The organism is Pseudomonas wadenswilerensis (assembly GCF_900497695.1).
Classification (GTDB): domain Bacteria; phylum Pseudomonadota; class Gammaproteobacteria; order Pseudomonadales; family Pseudomonadaceae; genus Aquipseudomonas; species Aquipseudomonas wadenswilerensis.
Map to the genome: position 1 here is coordinate 168,806 of NZ_UIDD01000009.1, position 20,734 is coordinate 189,539.

At 63.9% G+C, this 20,734-nt stretch carries 19 protein-coding genes; 10 read left to right on the forward strand and 9 right to left on the reverse strand.

Annotated elements, in window-relative coordinates; all coding sequences use genetic code 11:
• Nucleotides 1–3: 3 nt before the first annotated feature.
• Nucleotides 4–903, forward strand: a complete 900-nt coding sequence (locus tag CCOS864_RS18630; protein WP_115087808.1) for a hydroxymethylglutaryl-CoA lyase — start codon at nt 4–6, stop codon at nt 901–903.
• Between the two features lie 537 nt (nt 904–1,440).
• Here the strand turns inward: CCOS864_RS18630 and CCOS864_RS18635 are convergent.
• Complete coding sequence (locus CCOS864_RS18635; RefSeq protein WP_115087809.1) at nt 1,441–1,965, reverse strand: MgtC/SapB family protein; 525 nt, start codon at nt 1,963–1,965, stop codon at nt 1,441–1,443.
• A gap of 143 nt (nt 1,966–2,108) precedes the next feature.
• On the opposite strand from CCOS864_RS18635, the gene CCOS864_RS18640 reads away from it, so the two are divergent.
• From CCOS864_RS18640 to CCOS864_RS18660, 5 genes are all read left to right on the forward strand, one after another.
• Entirely contained in the window at nt 2,109–2,348 is a 240-nt protein-coding gene (locus CCOS864_RS18640) for a DUF3203 family protein (RefSeq protein WP_115087810.1), read from the forward strand.
• Between the two features lie 121 nt (nt 2,349–2,469).
• On the forward strand, nt 2,470–3,882 hold the full coding sequence (gene ccoG / locus CCOS864_RS18645) for a cytochrome c oxidase accessory protein CcoG (protein ID WP_115087811.1): 1,413 nt from the start codon (nt 2,470–2,472) through the stop codon (nt 3,880–3,882).
• 41 nt (nt 3,883–3,923) lie between these two features.
• Complete coding sequence (gene mapR, locus CCOS864_RS18650) at nt 3,924–5,333, forward strand: GntR family transcriptional regulator MpaR (RefSeq protein ID WP_010226541.1); 1,410 nt, start codon at nt 3,924–3,926, stop codon at nt 5,331–5,333.
• A 66-nt stretch (nt 5,334–5,399) separates the two neighbouring features.
• Nucleotides 5,400–7,334 (forward strand): PoNe immunity protein domain-containing protein, encoded by a 1,935-nt coding sequence (locus tag CCOS864_RS18655; protein ID WP_115087812.1) that lies wholly within the window; start codon nt 5,400–5,402, stop codon nt 7,332–7,334.
• An 82-nt stretch (nt 7,335–7,416) separates the two neighbouring features.
• Nucleotides 7,417–9,510, forward strand: coding sequence for a hybrid sensor histidine kinase/response regulator (locus CCOS864_RS18660; protein ID WP_115087813.1), 2,094 nt, complete (start codon nt 7,417–7,419; stop codon nt 9,508–9,510).
• Here CCOS864_RS18660 and CCOS864_RS18665 read toward each other — a convergent pair whose 3' ends face one another.
• Both CCOS864_RS18665 and CCOS864_RS18670 read right to left on the reverse strand, forming a co-directional pair.
• A complete protein-coding gene (locus CCOS864_RS18665; RefSeq protein ID WP_115087814.1) occupies nt 9,511–10,257 on the reverse strand; it encodes an SDR family oxidoreductase in 747 nt (248 codons plus the stop codon).
• Between the two features lie 71 nt (nt 10,258–10,328).
• The gene (locus tag CCOS864_RS18670; RefSeq protein WP_233674773.1) at nt 10,329–11,504 is read right to left on the reverse strand and encodes a sterol desaturase family protein; all 1,176 of its coding nucleotides are present in this window, start codon (nt 11,502–11,504) and stop codon (nt 10,329–10,331) included.
• Nucleotides 11,505–11,660: 156 nt separating this feature from the next.
• Between CCOS864_RS18670 and CCOS864_RS18675 the strand changes: the two genes are divergently transcribed.
• The 4 genes from CCOS864_RS18675 to CCOS864_RS18690 are packed head-to-tail and all read left to right on the forward strand — an operon-like array spanning nt 11,661 to nt 15,133.
• Nucleotides 11,661–13,370, forward strand: a complete 1,710-nt coding sequence (locus CCOS864_RS18675; protein WP_115087815.1) for a copper resistance system multicopper oxidase — start codon at nt 11,661–11,663, stop codon at nt 13,368–13,370.
• Nucleotides 13,363–14,244 carry a copper resistance protein B gene (locus CCOS864_RS18680; protein ID WP_115087816.1) on the forward strand — a complete coding sequence of 294 codons (882 nt, stop codon included), beginning with the start codon at nt 13,363–13,365 and terminating at the stop codon, nt 14,242–14,244. The genes CCOS864_RS18675 and CCOS864_RS18680 overlap by 8 nt, the downstream gene beginning before the upstream one ends.
• Before the next feature lie 15 nt (nt 14,245–14,259).
• On the forward strand, nt 14,260–14,688 hold the full coding sequence (locus CCOS864_RS18685; RefSeq protein WP_115087817.1) for a DUF411 domain-containing protein: 429 nt from the start codon (nt 14,260–14,262) through the stop codon (nt 14,686–14,688).
• A gap of 10 nt (nt 14,689–14,698) precedes the next feature.
• Complete coding sequence (locus CCOS864_RS18690) at nt 14,699–15,133, forward strand: YqaA family protein (RefSeq protein WP_115087818.1); 435 nt, start codon at nt 14,699–14,701, stop codon at nt 15,131–15,133.
• On the opposite strand, the gene CCOS864_RS18695 is transcribed toward CCOS864_RS18690, so the two are convergent.
• The 6 genes from CCOS864_RS18695 to CCOS864_RS18720 all read right to left on the reverse strand — a co-directional run bounded on the left by CCOS864_RS18695 (nt 15,130) and on the right by CCOS864_RS18720 (nt 20,715).
• Nucleotides 15,130–15,714, reverse strand: coding sequence for a DinB family protein (locus tag CCOS864_RS18695; RefSeq protein ID WP_115087819.1), 585 nt, complete (start codon nt 15,712–15,714; stop codon nt 15,130–15,132). The two genes, CCOS864_RS18690 and CCOS864_RS18695, sit on opposite strands and share 4 nt — an antisense overlap.
• A 10-nt stretch (nt 15,715–15,724) precedes the next feature.
• Nucleotides 15,725–16,843 (reverse strand): cell division protein ZapE, encoded by a 1,119-nt coding sequence (gene zapE / locus CCOS864_RS18700; RefSeq protein WP_115087820.1) that lies wholly within the window; start codon nt 16,841–16,843, stop codon nt 15,725–15,727.
• A 186-nt stretch (nt 16,844–17,029) separates the two neighbouring features.
• Complete coding sequence (locus tag CCOS864_RS18705; RefSeq protein WP_115087821.1) at nt 17,030–18,178, reverse strand: PQQ-dependent sugar dehydrogenase; 1,149 nt, start codon at nt 18,176–18,178, stop codon at nt 17,030–17,032.
• Between the two features lie 30 nt (nt 18,179–18,208).
• On the reverse strand, nt 18,209–18,529 hold the full coding sequence (locus CCOS864_RS18710; RefSeq protein ID WP_115087822.1) for a hypothetical protein: 321 nt from the start codon (nt 18,527–18,529) through the stop codon (nt 18,209–18,211).
• A 125-nt stretch (nt 18,530–18,654) separates the two neighbouring features.
• The gene (gene speB / locus CCOS864_RS18715) at nt 18,655–19,614 is read right to left on the reverse strand and encodes an agmatinase (RefSeq protein WP_115087823.1); all 960 of its coding nucleotides are present in this window, start codon (nt 19,612–19,614) and stop codon (nt 18,655–18,657) included.
• Between the two features lie 21 nt (nt 19,615–19,635).
• A complete protein-coding gene (locus CCOS864_RS18720) occupies nt 19,636–20,715 on the reverse strand; it encodes an extracellular solute-binding protein (RefSeq protein ID WP_115087824.1) in 1,080 nt (359 codons plus the stop codon).
• Nucleotides 20,716–20,734 lie beyond the last annotated feature (19 nt).

Below are 20,734 nucleotides of genomic sequence, written 5' to 3' on the forward strand. Positions count from 1 at the left end.
GCCATGTCATTGCCTGAAAAAGTCCGCCTGGTCGAAGTCGGCCCGCGCGACGGCCTGCAGAACGAAGCCCAGCCCATCAGCGTGGCCGACAAGGTGCGTCTGGTCGATGACCTGAGTGCGGCAGGCCTGTCCTATATAGAAGTGGGCAGCTTCGTTTCGCCCAAGTGGGTACCGCAGATGGCCGGCTCCGCCGAGGTGTTTGCCAATATCCAGCAACACAGCGGGGTGACCTACGCAGCGCTGGCGCCGAACCTGCGTGGTTTCGAAGATGCGCTGGCGGCCGGGGTCAAGGAGGTCGCGGTGTTTGCCGCCGCGTCCGAGGCGTTCTCCCAGCGCAACATCAACTGCTCGATCAGCGACAGCCTGCAGCGCTTCGTACCGATCATGGAAGCGGCGCGCCAGCACGGGGTGCGGGTACGAGGTTATGTATCGTGTGTATTGGGCTGCCCCTATGAAGGCATGATCAGTGCCGAACAGGTCGCCCCGGTGGCCCGCGAGCTGCACGACATGGGCTGCTATGAAGTGTCGCTGGGCGACACCATCGGCACCGGCACCCCCGGGGCGACCCGGCGCCTGTTCGAAGTGGTCGGCGCCCAGGTGCCACGGGACCAACTGGCCGGTCACTTCCATGACACCTACGGCCAGGCCCTGGCCAACGTCTATGCCAGCCTGCTCGAAGGCATCAGTGTATTCGACAGCTCTGTTGCGGGCCTTGGCGGCTGTCCTTACGCCAAGGGCGCCAGCGGTAACGTTGCCAGCGAAGACGTGCTGTACATGCTCCAGGGCCTGGGCATCGACACCGGCATAGACCTGGAGCGCCTGATCGCCGCGGGCTTGCGTATCAGTGAAGTGCTCGGCCGCGCCAGCGGTTCGCGGGTGGCACGCGCCCGTAACGCACGTTGAACACGGGCGGTAACAGCCAGGTCAGGGCCTGGGTGTTACCGCACCCGCACTTTTCAGGGAAATTCCGGGTAACACGGAAACAAATCGACAGAATTTCTCGGTCCAGATTTTCAGAGAAACCTATAAGTCATTGATTTTATTGTGATTTAAAAAGTTGGCACGGCACCTGCTATATCTCAGGTACAAGAACAATAAAAAGTGCGACACACCCAATAAAAATAAGACGAAACGACTCTGACATAACAAGAACAACACGACAGAGGCGCAGCTAACAGATTTTTTTGGAGAGGATGTGCTTTCCAGGGGCTTGCCCCGCAACCGGACACAGAACAATAAAACTACCCCAAGGTAGCGCAGGTCACGGTTGGATCAGCAATGATGAAGGTAGATCAGCGCTCAAAAAAATACGTTTGCTCTTGATCCCGGATGGGGATCGCCAGTGATACAGAGGCAACGGTCGCCAAAAACAACAACAGGCCGCCCTCCAATAACAAAAAAAGAGCACGCAACAATCTTTGAGGGGAGCCTAGGCTCCCCTCAGTGCTTCCCGCCCTCCCCGTTTTCATCCTCGTCGTCCCTCTCGAAGCGGTTTACCACCAGCGGCATCACCCCCAATACCAGTAAGGCCAGCAAGGTGCTGATCACGGCCGTTGCTTCACGCCCCATGCCCGCCGCCACGCCGATCGCCGCCGTCATCCACAAGCCCGCCGCCGTGGTCAGGCCTTTGACATGCCCGGCATCCTGGTCGTGGCCCTTGAGAATGGTGCCGGCACCGAGAAAGCCGATCCCGGCGACGATCCCCTGTACCACCCGGCTCAGCGCCGCGTCGTCGGCCCCGGCCATGCGCGGCACCAGCACGAACAGCGCCGCGCCCAGGGCTACCAGCATATGGGTGCGCACCCCGGCGGCCTTGCCCTTGAGCTCACGCTCAAAACCGAGGACGGCACCAAGCAACGCCGCCATGATCAGGCGCACCGTCACCTGGGTAAGCTGCTTGGCATCGGTGATGTCGGCGAACTCCGCCACCAGGGTGATCCAGACTTGATGCCACCAGGCGTCCATGGGCGTTGTCCATGCAGAAGGGATTAATCGGTGGACAACGGCGGTGACGGCAAGTGCGCCGTTGACCGCTGATCGGTTGTTGCCAGTATCCGGGGCAGCGCTGCGGTCTCAAGCAATAGGACACCAGCCATGAGGAAGCGGCCATGCCTATTGAAATAGATGAAACCAATCAGCGCTGCACCCTGATCAGTGACGACATGCATGTCCAGGGTGAAGCCAAGGATGTCGAAGTCATCACTGACGCCGAACTGCGCATGTCTGTCGCAGTGCTCAAAGGCGAGCGCGTGCCAATCACCGAACAGGAGGCCGATGCCCTCACTGTAGCGGGTGCGGTGGATGGTCGCAGGCATCTCAAGGCATCCGAGCCAGGCTCGGTAATCTAAGGCCTACAGGGTTTCGACACAAAATCTGATACGGTTTTTATCCAGATACCTGAGCCTGTTATGCAAACAGATGGGGCGCCATAGTGCTCTGGCCTGATCGAGGCCTGATGAGCGACGAACCATGAGCGATAGAATCCCCGTCCAGATCGTTGAAATTGCTGAGCCTTCCACCTTCAAGAAGAAGCCTGCCAGCAGCGACAGACAGATCCACACCCGTAGCTTCACCGGCTTGTTTCGTAACCTGCGCCTGGCTGGCGCGGGTTTTCTGTTTTTGCTGTTCTTCGGCACCGTCTGGTTGAACTGGGGCGGTCGTCAGGCCGTGCTTTGGGACCTGGCCGACAGCAAGTTCCACATCTTCGGCGCCACCTTCTGGCCGCAGGATTTCATCCTGCTCTCGGCCTTGTTGATCATCTGCGCTTTCGGCCTGTTTGCCATCACGGTGTTCGCCGGCCGGGTGTGGTGTGGCTATACCTGCCCACAGAGCTCCTGGACCTGGATCTTCATGTGGTGCGAAAAAATCACCGAAGGTGAACGCAACCAGCGCATCAAGCTTGATGCCGCGCCATGGAGCCTGAACAAACTGGCCCGGCGCTCGGCCAAGCACACCCTGTGGCTGGGCATCAGCCTGCTGACCGGGCTGACATTCGTCGGCTACTTCACGCCGATCCGCCCGCTGGCCGAAGAACTGTTCACCCTGCAACTGGGCGGAGTCAGCCTGTTCTGGATCTTGTTCTTCACCGGCGCCACCTACATCAACGCCGGCTGGCTGCGTGAAGCGGTGTGCATGCACATGTGCCCGTATGCGCGGTTCCAGAGCGTGATGTTCGACAAGGACACCCTGACCGTCGCCTACGACCCGGCCCGAGGCGAGTCCCGCGGCCCGCGCAAGAAAGAAATCGACCACAAGGCCAAGGGCCTGGGCGACTGCATCGATTGCCACATGTGCGTGCAGGTCTGCCCGACCGGTATCGACATCCGTGACGGCCTGCAGATGGAGTGCATCGGTTGCGCTGCCTGTATCGATGCCTGTGACTCGATCATGGACAAGATGGGCTACGCCCGCGGCCTGGTCGGCTACAAGTCCGAACACACCCTGCAAGGTGGTACCACCAACTGGCTGCGTCCGCGCCTGCTCGGTTACGTCACCGCCCTGGTGGTGATGATCGGCGCCCTGGTCATCGCCCTGCAGCAGCGGCCGATGGTGTCGATGGACGTGATCAAGGACCGCGGCCTGTTCCGTGAGAACAATGCCGGGCAGATCGAGAACATCTACACCCTCAAGGTCATCAACAAGACCCAGCAAGCCCAGCACTACCGCCTGCGCCTGCTCGACGCCGAAGGCTTCGAACTGCACGGCAAGACCGAGTTCAGCCTGGCAGCCGGGGAAATGAGCGACTTGCCGGTGTCGGTGGCGATGTTGGCCGAGCGCCCACAAAGCAGCTCCCAGGACATCAGCTTCGAACTGATCGACACCGACGAACCGGGCATCCGCAGCGTCGCCCACAGCCGTTTTGTCGCGCCTTTGAACCGCTGATCCCATACACTGCCCGAGCATCCGAAACCTTTCGAGCCATGATGAAACGCTACGAGAAATTCGCCGACGACATTGCCGAACTGATTCGCTCCGGGGTCCTCGGCCCAGGCCAGCGCGTGCCGTCGGTGCGATATGCCAGCCAGACCCACGGCGTCAGCCCGTCCACGGTATTCCAGGCCTACTACCTGCTGGAGCGCCGTGGGCTGATCCGTGCCCGGCCACGCTCGGGGTACTTCGTCAACGCCCACGCGCCGCGCCAGTTCAGCGAGCCGCAGATCATCGAGCAGGCCAGCGAGTCCACCGAGGTGGATGTCAGCGAACTGGTGTTCTCGATTCTCGACTCGATCAAGGACCCGCAAACCGTGGCCTTCGGCTCGGCGTTCCCCAGCCCCAACCTGTTCCCGCTGCCACGCCTGGCCCGCTCCATGGCCAGCGCCAGCCGCGAGATGGACCCGCGCATGGTGGTCACCGACCTGTCGCCGGGCAACCCGCAACTGCGTCGGCAGATTGCCCTGCGCTACATGGTCGGCGGCCTGATGCTGCCCATGGAAGAGCTGCTGATCACCAACGGCGCGCTGGAGGCCCTGAACCTGTGCCTGCAGGCGGTGACCGAGCCCGGTGACCTGGTGGCCATCGAAGCGCCGGCGTTTTATGCCTGCCTGCAGATCCTTGAGCGGCTCAAGCTCAAGGCGGTGGAGATCCCCGTGCACCCGCGCGAAGGCATCGACCTCGGGGTACTGGCCCAGACCCTGGCCAAACACCCGGTCAAGGCCGTGTGGTGCATGACCAACTTCCAGAACCCGGTAGGCGCAAGCATGCCGGAGGAAAAGAAACAGCAGCTTGTGGAGCTCTTGCGCGAGCATCAGGTGCCGTTGATCGAAGACGACGTCTACGCCGAGCTGTACTACGCCCAGCAGGCGCCGAAACCGGCCAAGGCCTTCGACACCGACGGCCTGGTGATGCACTGCGGCTCCTTCGCCAAGAGCCTGGCCCCCGGCTACCGCATCGGTTGGGTCGCGGCCGGGCGCTATGCGCAAAAGATCGAACGGCTGAAGCTGATGACCTCGCTGTGCGCCTCGATGCCGGCCCAGGCGGCGATCGCCGACTACCTGCAGCACGGCGGCTACGACCGCCACCTGCGCAGGCTGCGCTACGCCCTGGAGGAACAACAGGCGGCGATGCTCGCAGCCATTGCCCGGTATTTCCCGCCACAGACCCGGGTCAGCCATCCAGCTGGCGGTTACTTCCTGTGGCTGGAGTTGCCCGAGCAAATGGACTCGCTCAAGCTGTTCCAGATGGCCCTGGCCCAGGGCATCAGCATCGCCCCCGGACCGATCTTTTCGCCGACCCGGCGCTTTCGCAACTGCATCCGCCTGAACTATGGCAGCCCCTGGACCGAGCAATCGGAAAAGGCCATGGAAACCCTGGGCAAGATCGTCCGCTCGTTTTGAGCGCCGGTTGAACTTCGAGCGCGCTTGCTGCACCCTGCGCGCTCGAATTTCCCAGGGAGGGTGGGCATGCACAAGCGACAGCATTTTCTTTCGCCGCAACGCTACGAGCGTTTCCTCGAACACGACCAAGAAAGCCGTGCATTCCTGCGCAACAACCGCCTGCAGGCCGACTCCGACGAACAGGAAGCGGTATTCAGCGGTAAAAGCCTCAAGGGCCTGGCGCTGGACAAACTGCTGATCAGCTATACCGCCGGCGTCGACTTCGATGCCCTGCCCGCCTTGCTCGAGGCGCTGGTCGCCGAGTACGAGCAACTGCAACGCAAGATGGCGGTGTACTCCGAAGAACCGGACGTCGCCCCGCTGAATCTGGACGATGTCGAAGAGCATCACGAATGCATGCAGGTCATCAGCCTGTGCATCCTGCTCGGCCGCCACGACCTGCTCGAACGCTTCGTCGCGCTGATGGACAACGGCGGCTACGCCGAACAAGACACCCTCTATGAAGACCTGCTGAGCCGGGTACTGCCCGACCGTTACGATGTCGATGAGTGGTACCAGGACTACGCCACGCCGTTGGTGCAAAGCATCTATGCCACCAGCCCCGAGCAAGCGGCCAGCCGCCTGCAGGGCTACTGCGAGCAATGGTACGAGCACTTCCTGCACGCCAGCTGGTACGACACCCATGGCGACGATATAAGCGGCTACGTCGGCTACTGGTCGTTCGAGGCGGCAGCCGTGGCCCTGCTTTACGGCATCGATACCCGCGCACTGCTGCACGTGATCTTCCCCCATGACTTGCTCGAACACGCCCGCAAACTGCCGGTTTACCGAGCCATACGCTGGGAGTGCCTGGGCGACGCTGAAGACCAGCACGAGGACGAAGAAGTTATCGACGAAGAGGACGACGAAGACCGCGACGAAGACTTCGCCTATGACATCAAGGGTGCCGGCGTGACCCTGTCCGATGCCATCGACGCCGGCAACATCCCGCACCTGGCCCAGGCCCTTAACACCTATGACACGGTCGAGGCGATCCTGGCCCTGGACCTTGCTGGCGACGCTCAGGAGCAGGACGACGCCTATTTTGACCTGGCCCTGACCCTGCTCGGCTGGGTACCCGGCCCCGGCCACGGGCTCAAGCGCGTGCTGCGCCTGGTCAATCGCGACCCGCAAAAACACGCCGAGCAGCTTTACGATTTGCTGCGCCATGTGCTGCTCAATTGCAAACTGAAGACCAGCCCGGATGCCCTGCTTGAAGAAAGCCTGAACGCCGAGGTGCTGCGTGCAGAGCTTGCGCAGATCATCATGGCGGTACGTGCCAGTGCGGCTTTCCTGGCACTCGATGAGCAACGCCAGGCGCTGGTGCTGAGCGACCTGGAGCAGGCCGGCGAACACCTGGACGATCTGATCGAACGCATCGACGAACGCCTGATGCCGTGGCTTGCGGTGCAACGCAATAGCTCTGCCGAGGCTTCGGGCAGCAGCCTGCGCACCCCGGCGCAAACCAGCAAACCGCAGTCGCGGCGCGTCGACAGCCTGCGCGAGCACGGTACGGTCAGTACCCATCCGGCGGCCACCGATGCCGGCAAACTCAGCCGGGAGCAGATCAACCCGGCGGCCACCAGCAACTGGCTGGAGCTGAGCCTGGACGACGGCAAGCTGGGCGGGGTTCCCGGCGCGGCCTACAAGGTGATTTTCGCCGACGGCAGCATTGCTGAAGGCCATTTGAACAACCTCGGTCATATCCGCCTTGAGGGCGTACCCTTCGGCCCGGCCAAGGTGTATTACGGTGAGGACCCGCGCCCCTACCAACGCCAGCCGATCAAGGCGCTGGACAGCAGCGCAGCGCTGATCGACCGAGACCTGCGCAGCCTGGGTTTCATCCCCTCGAAACTCGACCGGGACGACCTGTATGCCGAAACCACCGGGCGGATTGCACCGTACTGTGAACTGAACGCCCTCTGGTGGGAATGGGCCAGCGCTCGCTACCACGGCCATTGATCCGCCCGACCTGCAGCCGCGCAGTTGTTGAGTGCTGCGCGGGACGCTACATTTGCCACAGTCCCCAGGTCGGAATACGCGCATGCCGTCGAGCGAACTGCAGTCCCTGCGTCAGCAACTTGAGCAGTCGAAGCAGCAAAATAACCTGCTCAAAGCCCGGCTCGCCAAACGCAATGGCGCAGCCCCTGCACCTGTCGAGCAAGCCGAGGCCGATACCCAGCAGCGCTACCGCTTTCTGTTCGAGGCCATGGACGAAGGCTTTTGCATCATCGAATTCTTCGACGGCCCCCACGGCCCGCTCAGCGACTACGTCCACATCGAAGCCAACGCCGCCTACGCCATGCATGCCGGTATCGACAACGTGGTAGGCCAAACCCTGCGGCAGCTGGTCCCCGATGAGGCGGAAGGCTGGATTGCCCGCTACGGTCCGGTGTTGCACAGCGGCAACCCGATCCGCTTTGACCAGGAGCTGGTGGTCACCGGCCGCCACCTGGACATCTGCGCCTTTCGCCTGGAGCCGGCCAGCCGCAAGCAGGTGGCGGTGCTGTTCCAGGATGTGACTGCACGCAAGCGCGCCGAATCCGCCCTCAGGCGTCTCAACCAGGAGCTGGAACAACGGGTTGCCCAGGCAGTGGCAGAACGCAAGATCCTCACCGATGTGGTCGAAGCCACCCTGGCGCAGATCCAGGTAGTGGATCTGGACATGCGCTGGCTGGCAATCAACCGCGCTGCCCGCGACGAGTTCCGGCAGATTTTCGGCCTGACACCGAGTGTCGGCGACAGCTTGCCGAAACTGATGGCCAAGCATCCCGAAGACTGCGCCCGCGGCCTGCTGCTCTGGACACGGGCGCTCAAAGGTGAGGCCTTCGTCGACGTAACCGAGTTTGGCGAGGGTGACCAGCGTCGCCATTACGAACTGCGTTTCAGCCCGCTGCATGATGCCCACGGGCAACTGATCGGTGCCTACCTGTTCGCCTACGACATCAGCGAGCGGATCCGCGAGCAAAAGCGCCTGCGCAACACCGAAGAGGCCCTGCGCCAGGCGCAGAAAATGGAAGCGGTCGGCCAGCTCACCGGCGGCATCGCCCATGACTTCAACAACCTGCTGACCGGCATCAGCGGTTCCCTGGAGCTGTCGCGCAACCTGCTCGGGCGCGGCCGCCACCAGCATATCGACCCCTACCTGCGTACCGCCCAGGACGTGTGCAACCGCGCAGCCTCCCTGGTCCACCGGCTGCTGGCCTTTTCCCGGCGCCAGACCCTTGAACCACGCACCATCGATGTCAACCGCCTGGTCAGCGGCATGACCGAATTGATCCGCCGCAGCGTTGGCCCGCATATCGAGATCGATTTGTTTACCGCCAGCACTACGTGCCGGGCCAGCATCGACTCATCGCAACTGGAAAACGCCCTGCTCAACCTCTGTATCAACGCCCGTGACGCCATGCCGGCCGGCGGCCGGATCACCATCGAAACCCGTCATCTGCAGGCTGACGACCAGGTCGCCGCGCACCTGGACCTGGCCCCCGGTGACTACCTGGCCCTGAGCGTCAGCGATAACGGCAGCGGCATGCCACCGCAGGTGCTGGCGCGCGCCTTCGATCCGTTCTTCACCACCAAGCCGGTGGGCCAGGGTACGGGCCTGGGGCTGTCGATGGTCTATGGTTTCGTCCGCCAGTCCGGTGGCCAGGTGCGGGTGTATTCGGAACCTGGCCAGGGCACCAGTGTGCACCTGTACCTGCCACGCCTGGACAGCGCCAGCCTGCCGGCCAAAGAGTCGCTGCCGGTTGCACGCAAGCAGCGTGACCTGCGCGACATGACGGTGATGCTGGTCGATGATGAAGCAACCATCCGCATGCTGGTCGGCGAGGTACTCAGCGACCTGGGTTACGCCAAGATCGAATTCGGCGACGGCCATAGCGCCCTGCATGCACTGCAAAACGGCGCGACCGTCGACCTGTTGATCAGCGATGTCGGCATGCCCGGCGGCATGAACGGCCAACAACTGGTAGCCGCGGCCCGCCAACTGCGGCCTGGGCTGAAGGTACTGTTCATCACCGGCTATGCCGAGCAGGCGGTGCTCGGAACTGGGGTTTTCGAGCCCACTACCCGGGTGCTGACCAAGCCGTTCAGCCTCGATACCCTGGCCCAGCGCATCGAGGAGATGATGGGCTGATCAGCGCCCGCCGCCGAGGTCGAGGAAGCTGCCGGTCGAATAAGAAGCTTGGTCTGACAGCAGCCAGAGGATCGCCTCGGCCACTTCTTCGGCCCGACCGCCACGGCCCATGGGAATGCCCGGTTCGAGCTTGCTGACCCGGTCCGGGTCGCCGCTGAGCGCGTGGAAGTCGGTGAAGATGTAGCCCGGGCGCACGGCATTGACCCGCACACCTTCGCCGGCCACTTCCTTGGCCAGGCCGAGGGTGAAGGTGTCCAGCGCGCCCTTGGAGGCAGCGTAGTCGACGTATTCGTTGGGCGAGCCCAACCGCGCGGCCACCGACGAGACGTTGACGATGCTCCCACCCTGCCCGCCATGGCGGGTCGACATGCGCTGCAGCGCGTGCTTGGCGCACAACATCGGCCCGACCACGTTGGTCTTCATCAGCTTGAGCAGGCGAAACTCCGACACTTCCTCGACCCGGCTCTGCTGGCCGATGGTACCGGCGTTATTGACCAGCGCGGTGACCGGCCCCAGTTCGGCATCGACGCGCTGGAACAGCTGGATGATCTCGTCCTCGACACTGACGTCGGCCTTGACCGCAATGGCCTCGGCGCCCAGTTCACGGACCTCGGCCAGCACCCGCTGGGCGGCCTCGTCGTCACGCAGGTAGTTGATGCAGATGCGGTAACCGGCGCGTGCGGCCAGGCGCGCGGTGGCGGCGCCAATGCCGCGGCTGGCGCCGGTGATCACGATAACCTTGTCCATGGATACTCCTTGCCCCCAATGGCGTTGACCCCTCAAGGCTAACGCAGTCAGGGGCCGGGCACAAAGCCGCTTCAGGCAGCCGGTGGCGGTACGGGCGCCTTGGGTTCGGCTTTGCGCAGCGGATACAGGTGCTGGCGCACGATACCTTCAGGCAGGTCCTTGCCGAACACGCCATAACGCGCCGGCCATTCCTTGGGCGGCAGCTTGAAGGTGCCGAACAGCATGTCCACCAGCGGCGTGTGGATTGCGTAGTTCTTGTAAATGTAATCCTTGTGCCGGGCGTGATGCCAGTGGTGATAGCGCGGCAGTACCAGCAGGTAGTTGAGCCAGCCGCCGTCGATACGCACGTTGGCATGGGCCAGCACCGCCTGCACGCCCACCAGGATCACATAGGCGTTCATTGCCTGGGGCGAGAAGCCCAGCAGGATCAGCGGTGCCAGCACCCCGGTGCGGGTCAGGAGAATCTCGCAGAAGTGGATACGCGAACCGGCCAGCCAGTCCATGTGCGTGCTCGAGTGATGCACCGCATGAAAACGCCACATCCACGGCACCACGTGATACAGGCGGTGCAGCCAGTACTGGCCGAGGTCGGCAACGAACACCGCGAGCAGAAACTGCACGACGATCGGCAAGCTTTGCACCTTGGCCTGCAAGGTGTCGGAGACCACCCAGCCGGCCAGCCAGCCGGACGAGGCGGTGACGAAGATGAGGATGAACTGCACCAGCATATGGCTGACGAAAAAGTAGCTGAGGTCGGTGCGCCAGTGCGGGCGCAGGATGTTCTGCTGCGGGTCCTTGGCGTAGAGCTTTTCCAGCGGGATGAAGATGATCGCCGACACCAGCAGCGCCAGCACGAACCAGTCCAGGCCCAGCGAGTACGGGGTCTGGCCGATGGTTTCGGTCTGGATGTTGGTGCCCCCCAGAAACATCGCCAGCCCTGCCGCGCTAATGCCGGTAAAGCCCAGGCGCTTGCGCTTGTTGAGGAGGATGTTCAGGGTGCCCAGGGCAAAGGCCAGGATCAGCCCGATCAGCAGCGCGGTGCGGGCAAAGTGCACGCTGTAGACCTTGCGGAACTCGGCAAAGGTCAGCCACTGCGGAAACAGAAAGCACAATACCGCCAGCAGGCTGAGCAGCCCGAGGGCGGCCGAAATGTAACCGCTGATACGCCCCTGGCCAAGTCTGAACGGGTCGTGGCCGTGGCGTTTGAAATAGGCCTTGATTGCCTGCATGAATCGCTGATCCTTCATAGTGGTGGGCTCCGTGCGGCGCGGAGTATACCGACCTGCGGCCACAAGTGAACGCGTGCATGCCTGGGCAGCTGACAAATCTGTAATCCACTGCTCAGTTTACTGACAGTCAGTGCTGGCTAAGGTCGTGCCATCCCAGCCCCTGGAATGGCACCCATGCTTCGACACCCGACCCGCCGCACCTTCGTCAAGGGCTTTGCCGCCGGCAGCGCCCTGGCCGGTCTCGGCCTCTGGCGCCTGCCGGCGTTTGCCGCACCTGCGGTGTTCAGCAATGAACTGAGCGGCCAGCACTTCGAGCTGTTTATCGGTCAGACGCCGGTGAACATCACTGGCCGCTCGCGCACGGCCCTGACCATCAACAACAGCCTGCCCGGCCCGACCCTGCGCTGGCGTGAAGGCGACACCGTGACATTGCGCGTGCGCAACCGCCTGGGCGAGCCGACCTCGCTGCACTGGCACGGGATCATCCTCCCGGCCAACATGGACGGGGTGCCGGGCCTGAGCTTTGCCGGCATCGAACCCGGTGGCGAGTACCTCTACCGGTTTACCCTGGCGCAGAGCGGCACCTACTGGTACCACAGCCATTCCGGCTTGCAGGAGCAGGCCGGGGTCTACGGGGCGATCGTCATCGAACCCAAAGAGCCCGAAGCCCATCGCTATCAGCGCGACTACGTGCTGTTGCTCAGCGACTGGAGCGACCAGGCCCCCGCCGAGCTGATGGCGACCCTGAAAAAGCAGTCGGACGCCTTCAACTATCACAAGCGCACCGTCGGTGACTTCATCGACGATGTCGCCAGCAACGGCTGGCGGCAAACCGTCGCCGAGCGCAAGGCCTGGGCCGCCATGCGCATGAGCCCCACCGACCTTGCCGACATCAGCGCCGCCACCTACACCTACCTGCTCAACGGCCAGCCACCGGACGGTAACTTCACCTGCCTGTTCCAGCCCGGCGACACCGTGCGCCTGCGCCTGATCAACGGCTCGGCGATGAGCTACTTCGATTTTCGCATTCCGGGCCTGAAGCTCACGGTCATTGCCGCCGATGGCCAACCGGTGCACCCGGTCGAGGTCGACGAGTTGCGCATCGCCGTGGCCGAAACCTATGACGTACTGGTGCGGGTCGGTGACCTGCCCGCCTACACCCTGTATGCCCAGAGCATGGACCGCAGCGGCTACGCCCGTGGCACCCTGGCGCGCAGCAATGGCCTCAGCGCCGAGGTGCCGGCACCGGACCCGCGGCCGATCCTGAGCATGGCCGACATGGGTCACGCTGGCATGGCTGACATGGGCGGCATGGACCACAGCCAGATGGCCGGAATGGACCATTCGATGATGGCCGGCATGCAGCAGCACCCGGCCAGCGAAACCGGCAACCCACTGGTCGACATGCAGACCATGAACCCCAAGCCCAACCTCGCCGACCCGGGCATCGGCCTGCGCAACAACGGCCGCCGGGTGCTGACCTATGCCGACCTCAAAAGCACCTTCGCCGACCCCGATGGCCGCGAGCCGTCACGGGAGATCGAACTGCACCTGACCGGGCACATGGAGCGCTTCGCCTGGTCGTTCAATGGCATCAAGTTCTCCGACGCCGAGCCGTTGCGCCTGACCTACGGCGAGCGCCTGCGCATCACCCTGGTCAACGACACGATGATGGCCCACCCGATCCACCTGCATGGACTGTGGAGCGACCTGGAGGACGAACACGGGCGCTTCCAGGTGCGCAAGCACACCCTCGACATCCCGCCGGGCAGCCGGCGCAGCTACCGGGTCAGCGCGGACGCCCTGGGGCGCTGGGCCTATCACTGCCATCTGCTCTATCACATGGAGATGGGCATGTTCCGCGAGGTACGCGTCGATGAATGAGCTTCTCAATCGCCCACTGCTCGGCAGCCTCGCCCTGCTGGCCTTGCTGGCCAGTGAAGAGGCTCGCGCCGAAGTCATGGATCATGCCGCCATGGGCCACGGTGCCATGAACCATCAAGGTATGAACCATCAAGGCATGAACCACAGCATGGCGCCGGGCACTCCACGCACGCCACTGCGTCCGATCACCGACGCCGAGCGCCAGGCGGCCTTCCCGCCCCTGCCCGGTCATCAGGTCCATGACCGGCAGATGAACTGGGCGGTGATCGTCGAGCAACTGGAATACCAGAACTTCGAGAGCAGCAGCGCCCTGAACTGGAACGCCAATGCCTGGATCGGCGGCGATGTCGATCGCCTGTGGCTGCGCACCGAGGGTGAGCGCGAACAAGGTGTGACTCACAAGGCCGAGCTGCAGGCCCTCTGGGGGCACGCCATCAGCCCCTGGTGGGAACTGGTCGGCGGTCTGCGCCAGGACTTCAAGCCGGCCAGTGGGCAAACCTGGGCCGCCTTCGGTATCCAGGGCACGCCGCTGTATGGCCTGGAGCTGGAAGCCACCGCCTATGTCGGCGAGCGCCAGCAAACCGCGCTGCGCCTGGAGAGCAGTTACGCTATCCTGCTGACCAATCGCTGGATCCTCGAACCGTCGCTCGAGGCCAATTTCTACGGCCGTAACGACGCGACACGGGACCAGGGCAGCGGCCTTGCCGACAGCGAGATCGGCCTGCGCCTGCGCTACGAAATCACCCGCGGCTTTGCCCCTTACCTGGGCATCAGCTTCAACCGGGCCTATGGCAACAACGCCGAACAGATCCGTGATGAGCACGGCGATATCGGCCAGACCCGCCTGGTCGCCGGTGTGCGCCTGCGTTTCTAGAAGTGGAGAAGTACCATGCTGAGCAAGAAAATCGTCGCCTTCGGCCTGCTGGCCCTGAGTACCCTGGCTCAGGCCGGGCAGACCATCGACGTGTACCGCGACCCCAACTGCGGCTGCTGCAAGGAATGGATCAAGCACCTGCAAGACAACGGCTACACGGTCAATGACCATGTCGAGCCGAACATGAGCGCGGTCAAGCAGCGCCTGGGTGTCGCACCGCGTCTGGCCTCATGCCACACCGGGGTGATCGACGGCAAGTTCGTCGAAGGCCATGTACCGGCTGAGCAAATCAAGCTGCTGGGCAAGCGCCCCGATCTCAAGGGCCTCGCCGTACCGGGCATGCCCATGGGCTCGCCGGGCATGGAAATGGGCGACCACAAGGACGCCTACCAGGTCATCGGCCTGACCCTTGAGGGCAAGGACGAAGTGGTCGCCAACTACTGATCTGACCGTGATGCTCAGCTATTGGGCGCTGTTTCTCAGCGCCTTCGGCGCAGCCACCTTGCTGCCGCTGCAATCGGAAGCCGTGCTGGTCGGCCTGCTGCTGCGCGAACCTGAAGCCGTGGTCAGCTTGTTGCTGATTGCCACCGCCGGGAACGTGCTCGGTTCGATCGTCAACTGGCTGCTGGGCCGCGGCATCGAGCACCTGCGCGGCAAACGCTGGTTCCCGTTCAAGCCCGAGCAGCTGGAAAAAGCCCAGCAACGTTATCAGCGCTATGGCCAGTGGTCGCTGCTGCTGAGCTGGATGCCGGTGATCGGCGACCCGCTGACGCTGATTGCCGGGATCATGCGCGAGCCGTTCTGGCGCTTTTTAGTGCTGGTCACTGTCGCCAAAGCCGGCCGTTACCTGGTGCTGGCGCTGCTGACGCTCGGCTGGATGCAGCACTAGCGCCCCCAGATCTGCGCCTCGGTCCAGCCCAGCTCGGCAAAGTCCTGGGCGCGCAGGTGCGCTTCATCCTCACAGAAGAACTCATCCAGCTGCGGCGGGCGCACCGAGGTGTCACTGAGCATCGCGTGCACCTGGCCGCGGTGGTGGATCTGGTGCTCGAACAGGTGCGACAGCAGGCGCAGGCGTTGCTCGCGCTGCACCCAGTCGGGGCGCACGATATTCACGTAACGGTGCAACTGGTCGTCACGCAGCTGGCTGCAGTAGGCGATCAGCCGGTGGTCGGCCTGGACCTGTTCGGCGTGCAGTTCCAGACAGGTGGCATAAGGCTCATCGGGCTCGAAGAAGCGCTGGCTGTCCGGGTCGGGCGCTTCGCCGCGCTGCTCGCACTCGAGGGCCTGCAGGTAGAACCAGTCGACGGTGAGGATGTGGTTGAGGGTGGCCTTGATCGACGGGAAGAAACTCGCCCGTGGGGCGACGAACTCGTCCTGGCTCAGTTGCCTGCAGGCCTTGTACACCCTGTGGTTGGCCCAGCCATTCTGGTAGGCCATGGTCAGCAGGTAGTGCGAGAGAGGCTCGGCCATGATCGATTCCTCAGCAAAAGCGTTGCAGTTGCATCTCCCGCAAACGGCTGAGCGTACGCCGGAACGGGAACTCCAGATACCCTTGAGTGTAGAGTGCTTCCAGCGCCACCTCGGCTTCCAGGTACAAGGCGATTCGACGGTCGTAGCATTCATCGACCAGGGCGATGAAGCGCCGCACGCTGTCGTCATGTACTGATAGCTGCGGCAGTTCGCGGTCCCCGGCCACCACCCGCTGGGCGCCATCCTCGGTGCCGCGGGCGATCTTCGCCGGGCGCTGGCGGGCGCCGAGGGCCGGCACCTCGCCCAGCAGGATGGCCTGGAAACTGTCGCACAAGGCCATGAAATCCATGGCGGCAAAGGGTTGCTCACAGAGGTCGGCGTAGCGACACCAGAGCACGCTGTCGCAGCGTTGCACCACGTTCAAGCTGCGCGAGCCGATCTGCAGCGGCTGGCCAGCGCTCGCTTGATCACCACGTAACTGGGCGAAGACCTGCTCAAGGGCACTGGGCCGACCGTTGTCGCGTACCCAGTAGCGTTGCTGCGCCGCGCCCGGATGCAGGCGATGGTCCTGCTCCCCTGCTACGGCGACCACCTGCATATGCTGCTCGATGGCGGCAATCGCCGGCAGGAAGCGCTCACGGTTGAAACCGTCGCTGTAGAGCTGCTCGGGCGGCTGGTTGGAAGTGGCAACGATCACCACCCCGGCCTCGAACAGCACCTGGAACAGGCCACCGAGAATGATCGCATCGCCGATGTCGTTGACGAACAGCTCGTCAAAACACAGCACGCGGATTTCTTCGGCCAGGGACAAGGCCAGCGCCTGCAAGGGCTCGGCCGTGCCGTTGAGCTGGAACAGACGTTGATGCACCCAGCGCATGAAGTGGTGAAAGTGCTGGCGCCGGGCCGGTACCTGCAGGCAGGCGTGGAACTGATCCATGAGCCAGGTCTTGCCGCGTCCGACCGGGCCCCAGAGGTAGACACCCGTTGGGGTTTCGCCGCGCTGCAGGGCCTCGAAGCAGGTTTGCAGGGCCGTGGCGGCCTGCAGCTGGGCCGGGTCGCTGACAAACCCCTGGCTGGCAATGGCCTGCCGGTAGAGGGTCAGGGGGGACTGTTCGGTGAAGCAGGACATGCGCGGCGTCCGTCGCAAAAGCAGGCATTCTGCGGCTGCAGCGCAGTATGGGGCAAGCCCGCATTCTGTGGGAGCTGGCTTGCCAGCGATGGGGCCAGTACAGCCTGCACATCAGAAGGCGCCTGGATTACGACCGCTGCGCGCTCGATCGCAGGCAAGCCCGCTCCCACAGGGCTCGGTGCAACTCTAAAGATCCAGCCCGACTTTGAGCAGCGCCCCATCACGCTCATCGGTCAGCAGGTACAGATACCCGTCCGGCCCTACCCGCACATCGCGAATCCGCGCCTTGAGCTCGCCGAGTAAACGCTCTTCATGCACCACTTTGTCGCCGTTGAGTTCCAGGCGAATCAGCTCCTGCGCCGCCAGCGCGCCGATGAACAGGCTGTGCTCCCACGGCTTGAAGCGTGGGTTGTCGTAAAACGCCATGCCGCTGATGGCCGGGGATTTTTCCCAGACATGGTGCGGGTCGACCATGCCATCGACATGCTCGCCCCTGGCTTCGGGAATCGGCATCAGCGAATAGTTGATGCCATGGGTGGCAATCGGCCAACCAAAGTTCTTGCCGGGCTTGGGGATGTTGATCTCATCACCGCCACGGGGCCCGTGCTCGTTGGTCCACAACTCGCCGGTCCAGGGGTTGAGCGCCGCGCCCTGCTGGTTGCGGTGGCCGAACGACCAGATTTCCGGGCGCACGTTATCGCGACCGACAAAAGGGTTGTCCTTGGGCACCGTGCCGTCCGGGAGGATGCGCACCAGCTTGCCCTGCAGCTTGTCCAGGTCCTGCGAAGTCGGCCGCTGGTTGTTCTCGCCAAGGGCGATGAACAGGTAGCCGTCGCGGTCGAACACCAGGCGCGAGCCAAAATGGTTGCCGCTGGAGAGCTTGGGTTGCTGGCGGAAAATCACGTTGAAGTCTTCAAGCTTGGCACTGTCTGCTGACAAGCGCCCGCGGCCCACCGCTGTGCCGGCCGTGCCGCCTTCCCCGCCGCCTTCGGCATAGGACAAGTAGACCATGCGGTCCTGCTTGAAAGTCGGCGACAGCACCACATCGAGCAGGCCGCCCTGGCCCTGGGCCCACACCTCAGGGACGCCGCCCAGTGGTGCCCCGACCTTGCCTTCGGGGCTGACGATGCGCAGGTTGCCAGCCCGCTCGGTCACCAGGATGCCCTGGCCGTCCGGCAAGAATGCCAGGGCCCAGGGGTTGCGCAAGCCCTCGGCGAGGGTGCTGACCTTGACGCTGCCCTCCTCGCTCTTGAAATCGCGCTCGGGCGCGGCGTGGGCCAGCAGCGGCAGCAACGCCGCGGTCATCAGGGTGGGTAGCCAGGTGCGTGGGGACATCAGCGATTCCTTCCAGGGAGGGCCTGTTACTCAGGGCCCGGGCGCAGGTGCGCGCGGCGGGCGGGTGGGTTCCAGGCGCGGGGTGGTCTGTTCGCGGCGGATGTTTTCGCCATTGCCGATACCGCGGTTTTCAAGGGTCGGCGGGCGCGGATTGGGCTGGGTCGAAGGGCCGCGCACAGGCGGCGTGGCCGGCACGCTGCCCTGTCGGCTGTTGGGGTTGGCGCGCATGATCGGGCTGTTGTAGGGGTTGTTGTTGCTGGCCGCCAGCTGCAACGGCGCGGCAACGGGCGCAGCCTGCAGCGGCGAGCTCAAGAGCAGGGCCATTGCCAGGCCCGACAGGGATCGGTTCACGGTATTCACCTCCGGCACCACGCGGCGCCGAAAACCAGCGCGCCCAAGCGTTGGATAGCCTAAGGCGCGACAGGTTCGCCGGGAAACCTCGAATTCCCCCGGAGGTGATTCATTTTGTTACCGGATCAGCTATCGACCTTATGCCGGGCGGCATACAGGCAGAGCATCTCCATGGCCAGGGTCGCGCCGGCCAGGGCAGTAATATCGGCATGGTCGTAGGCCGGCGCGACTTCCACCAGGTCCATGCCCACCAGGTTGATACCGCGCAGCCCGCCGAGGATTTCCAGCGCCTGCACCGTGGTCAGCCCACCACACACCGGGGTGCCGGTGCCTGGGGCGTACGCAGGGTCCAGGCAATCGATGTCGAAGGTCAGGTACACCGGCTGGTCGCCGACCCGTTGCCGAATCGCCTCGATGATCGCCTGGGTACCGCGGCGATGCACCTGGCGGGCGTCGAGCACGGCAAAGCCCTGGGTATCGTCATTGGTGGTACGCAGGCCGATCTGCACCGAGCGCGCCGGGTTCACCAGGCCTTCACGGGCGGCATGCCAGAACATGGTGCCGTGATCGACGCGCTGGCCCTCCTCGTCCGGCCAGGTGTCGCTGTGGGCGTCGAAGTGAATCAGCGCCAGCGGTCCGTGTTTGCGTGCGTGGGCCTTGAGCAGCGGGTAGCTGATGAAGTGGTCGCCGCCCAGGGTGAGCATGGCGCAGCCGGCTTCGAGAATCTGCTCGGCATGGGCCTGGATGCGCTCGGGCACGGTATGCGGGCTGCCGTAGTCGAAGTTGCAATCGCCGTAGTCGATCACTGCCAGGTGCTCGAAGGGGTCGAACTCCCACGGCCAGTGCCGGGCCCAGGCCTGCTGCACCGACGCCGCGCGAATCGCCCGCGGCCCGAAACGCGCACCGGGGCGGTTGCTGGTGGCGGTGTCGAACGGCACCCCGCTGACCACCACATCGACACCGCGCAGGTCGCGGCTGTAGCGGCGGCGCGAGAAGCTGGTGATGCCGGCAAAGGTGTTTTCGGCGATGGTGCCGTAGAGGCTGTCGCGGGTGATGGCCTGGTCGTTGTCGGGGGCGAGGTCCATGGTCGGGCTCCTGGTCTGTTGTTATTGGCGGCTACGGAAGGTGGTCCAAAGGCGAGTGCGCTGGCGCATGTCGGCCAGGCTCATGCTGCGGTCGGCAAACAGCCGCGCGCGCACTTCGGCCGAAGGGTAGATGTCCGGGTCGCTGCGTACCGCCTCGTCCACCAGGGGCGTGGCGGCCTGGTTGGCATTGGCGAAGAACAGCGTGTTGGTCAACGGCGCCACCGAGTCGGGGCGCAACATGAAGGCAATGAAGGCGCGGGCGGCGTCCGGGTGCGGCGCGTCCTTGGGCATGACCAGGTTGTCCTGCCAGATCAGCGTGCCTTCGCGGGGAATGCGATAGATCACCTGGTACGGCTTGCCGGCCTTTTGCGCCTGGTCGGCGGCCATGGCCGCGTCACCGTTGTAAGTCAGGGCCAGGCACACACTGCCGTTGGCCAGGTCGTTGATCTGCCGGCCGTTGGCGACATAGCGGATGGAGGGTTGCAGTTGCTTGAGCAGTGACTGGGCGGCCGCCAGGTCGTTTTTGTCGCGGCTGTAGGGATCCTTGCCCAGGTAATTCAAGGCTACGCCAATCACCTCCTGGGGCGAGTCGGACATGGCAATCCCGCAATCCTTGAGCTTGCTGGCGTACTCGGGCTTGAACAACAGGTCGAGGCTGTCCAGCGGTGCATCGCCCAGCCGCTGGCGCACCGCCTCAAGGTTCATGCCCAGGCCCAGGGTGCCCCAGGTGTAGGGCACGGCGTACTGATTGCCGGGGTCGACCTCGGCCAGCTTGGCCAGCAGGTCTTTGTCGAGATTGCCGTAGCCGGGCATGGCCTGGGCCTGTAGCGGTTGCAAGGCACCGGCAGCCAGGGCGCGGGCCAGCAGGCTGGCGGACGGCACCACGACGTCATAGCCACTGCCACCGGTGAGCAACTTGGTTTCCAGGACTTCGGTGGTGTCGAAGGTGTCGTAGCGCACCTTGTAACCGGTTTCCTGCTCGAAACGCTGCAAGGTTTCGGGGGCGACATAGTCGGCCCAACTGTACAGATTGAGGACTTTTTCCTCGGCCTGCACCGGCAAGGCCAGGACCAGGGACAACAACCACAGGGATGTACGCATGTCGGGCACCTTTGTCAGT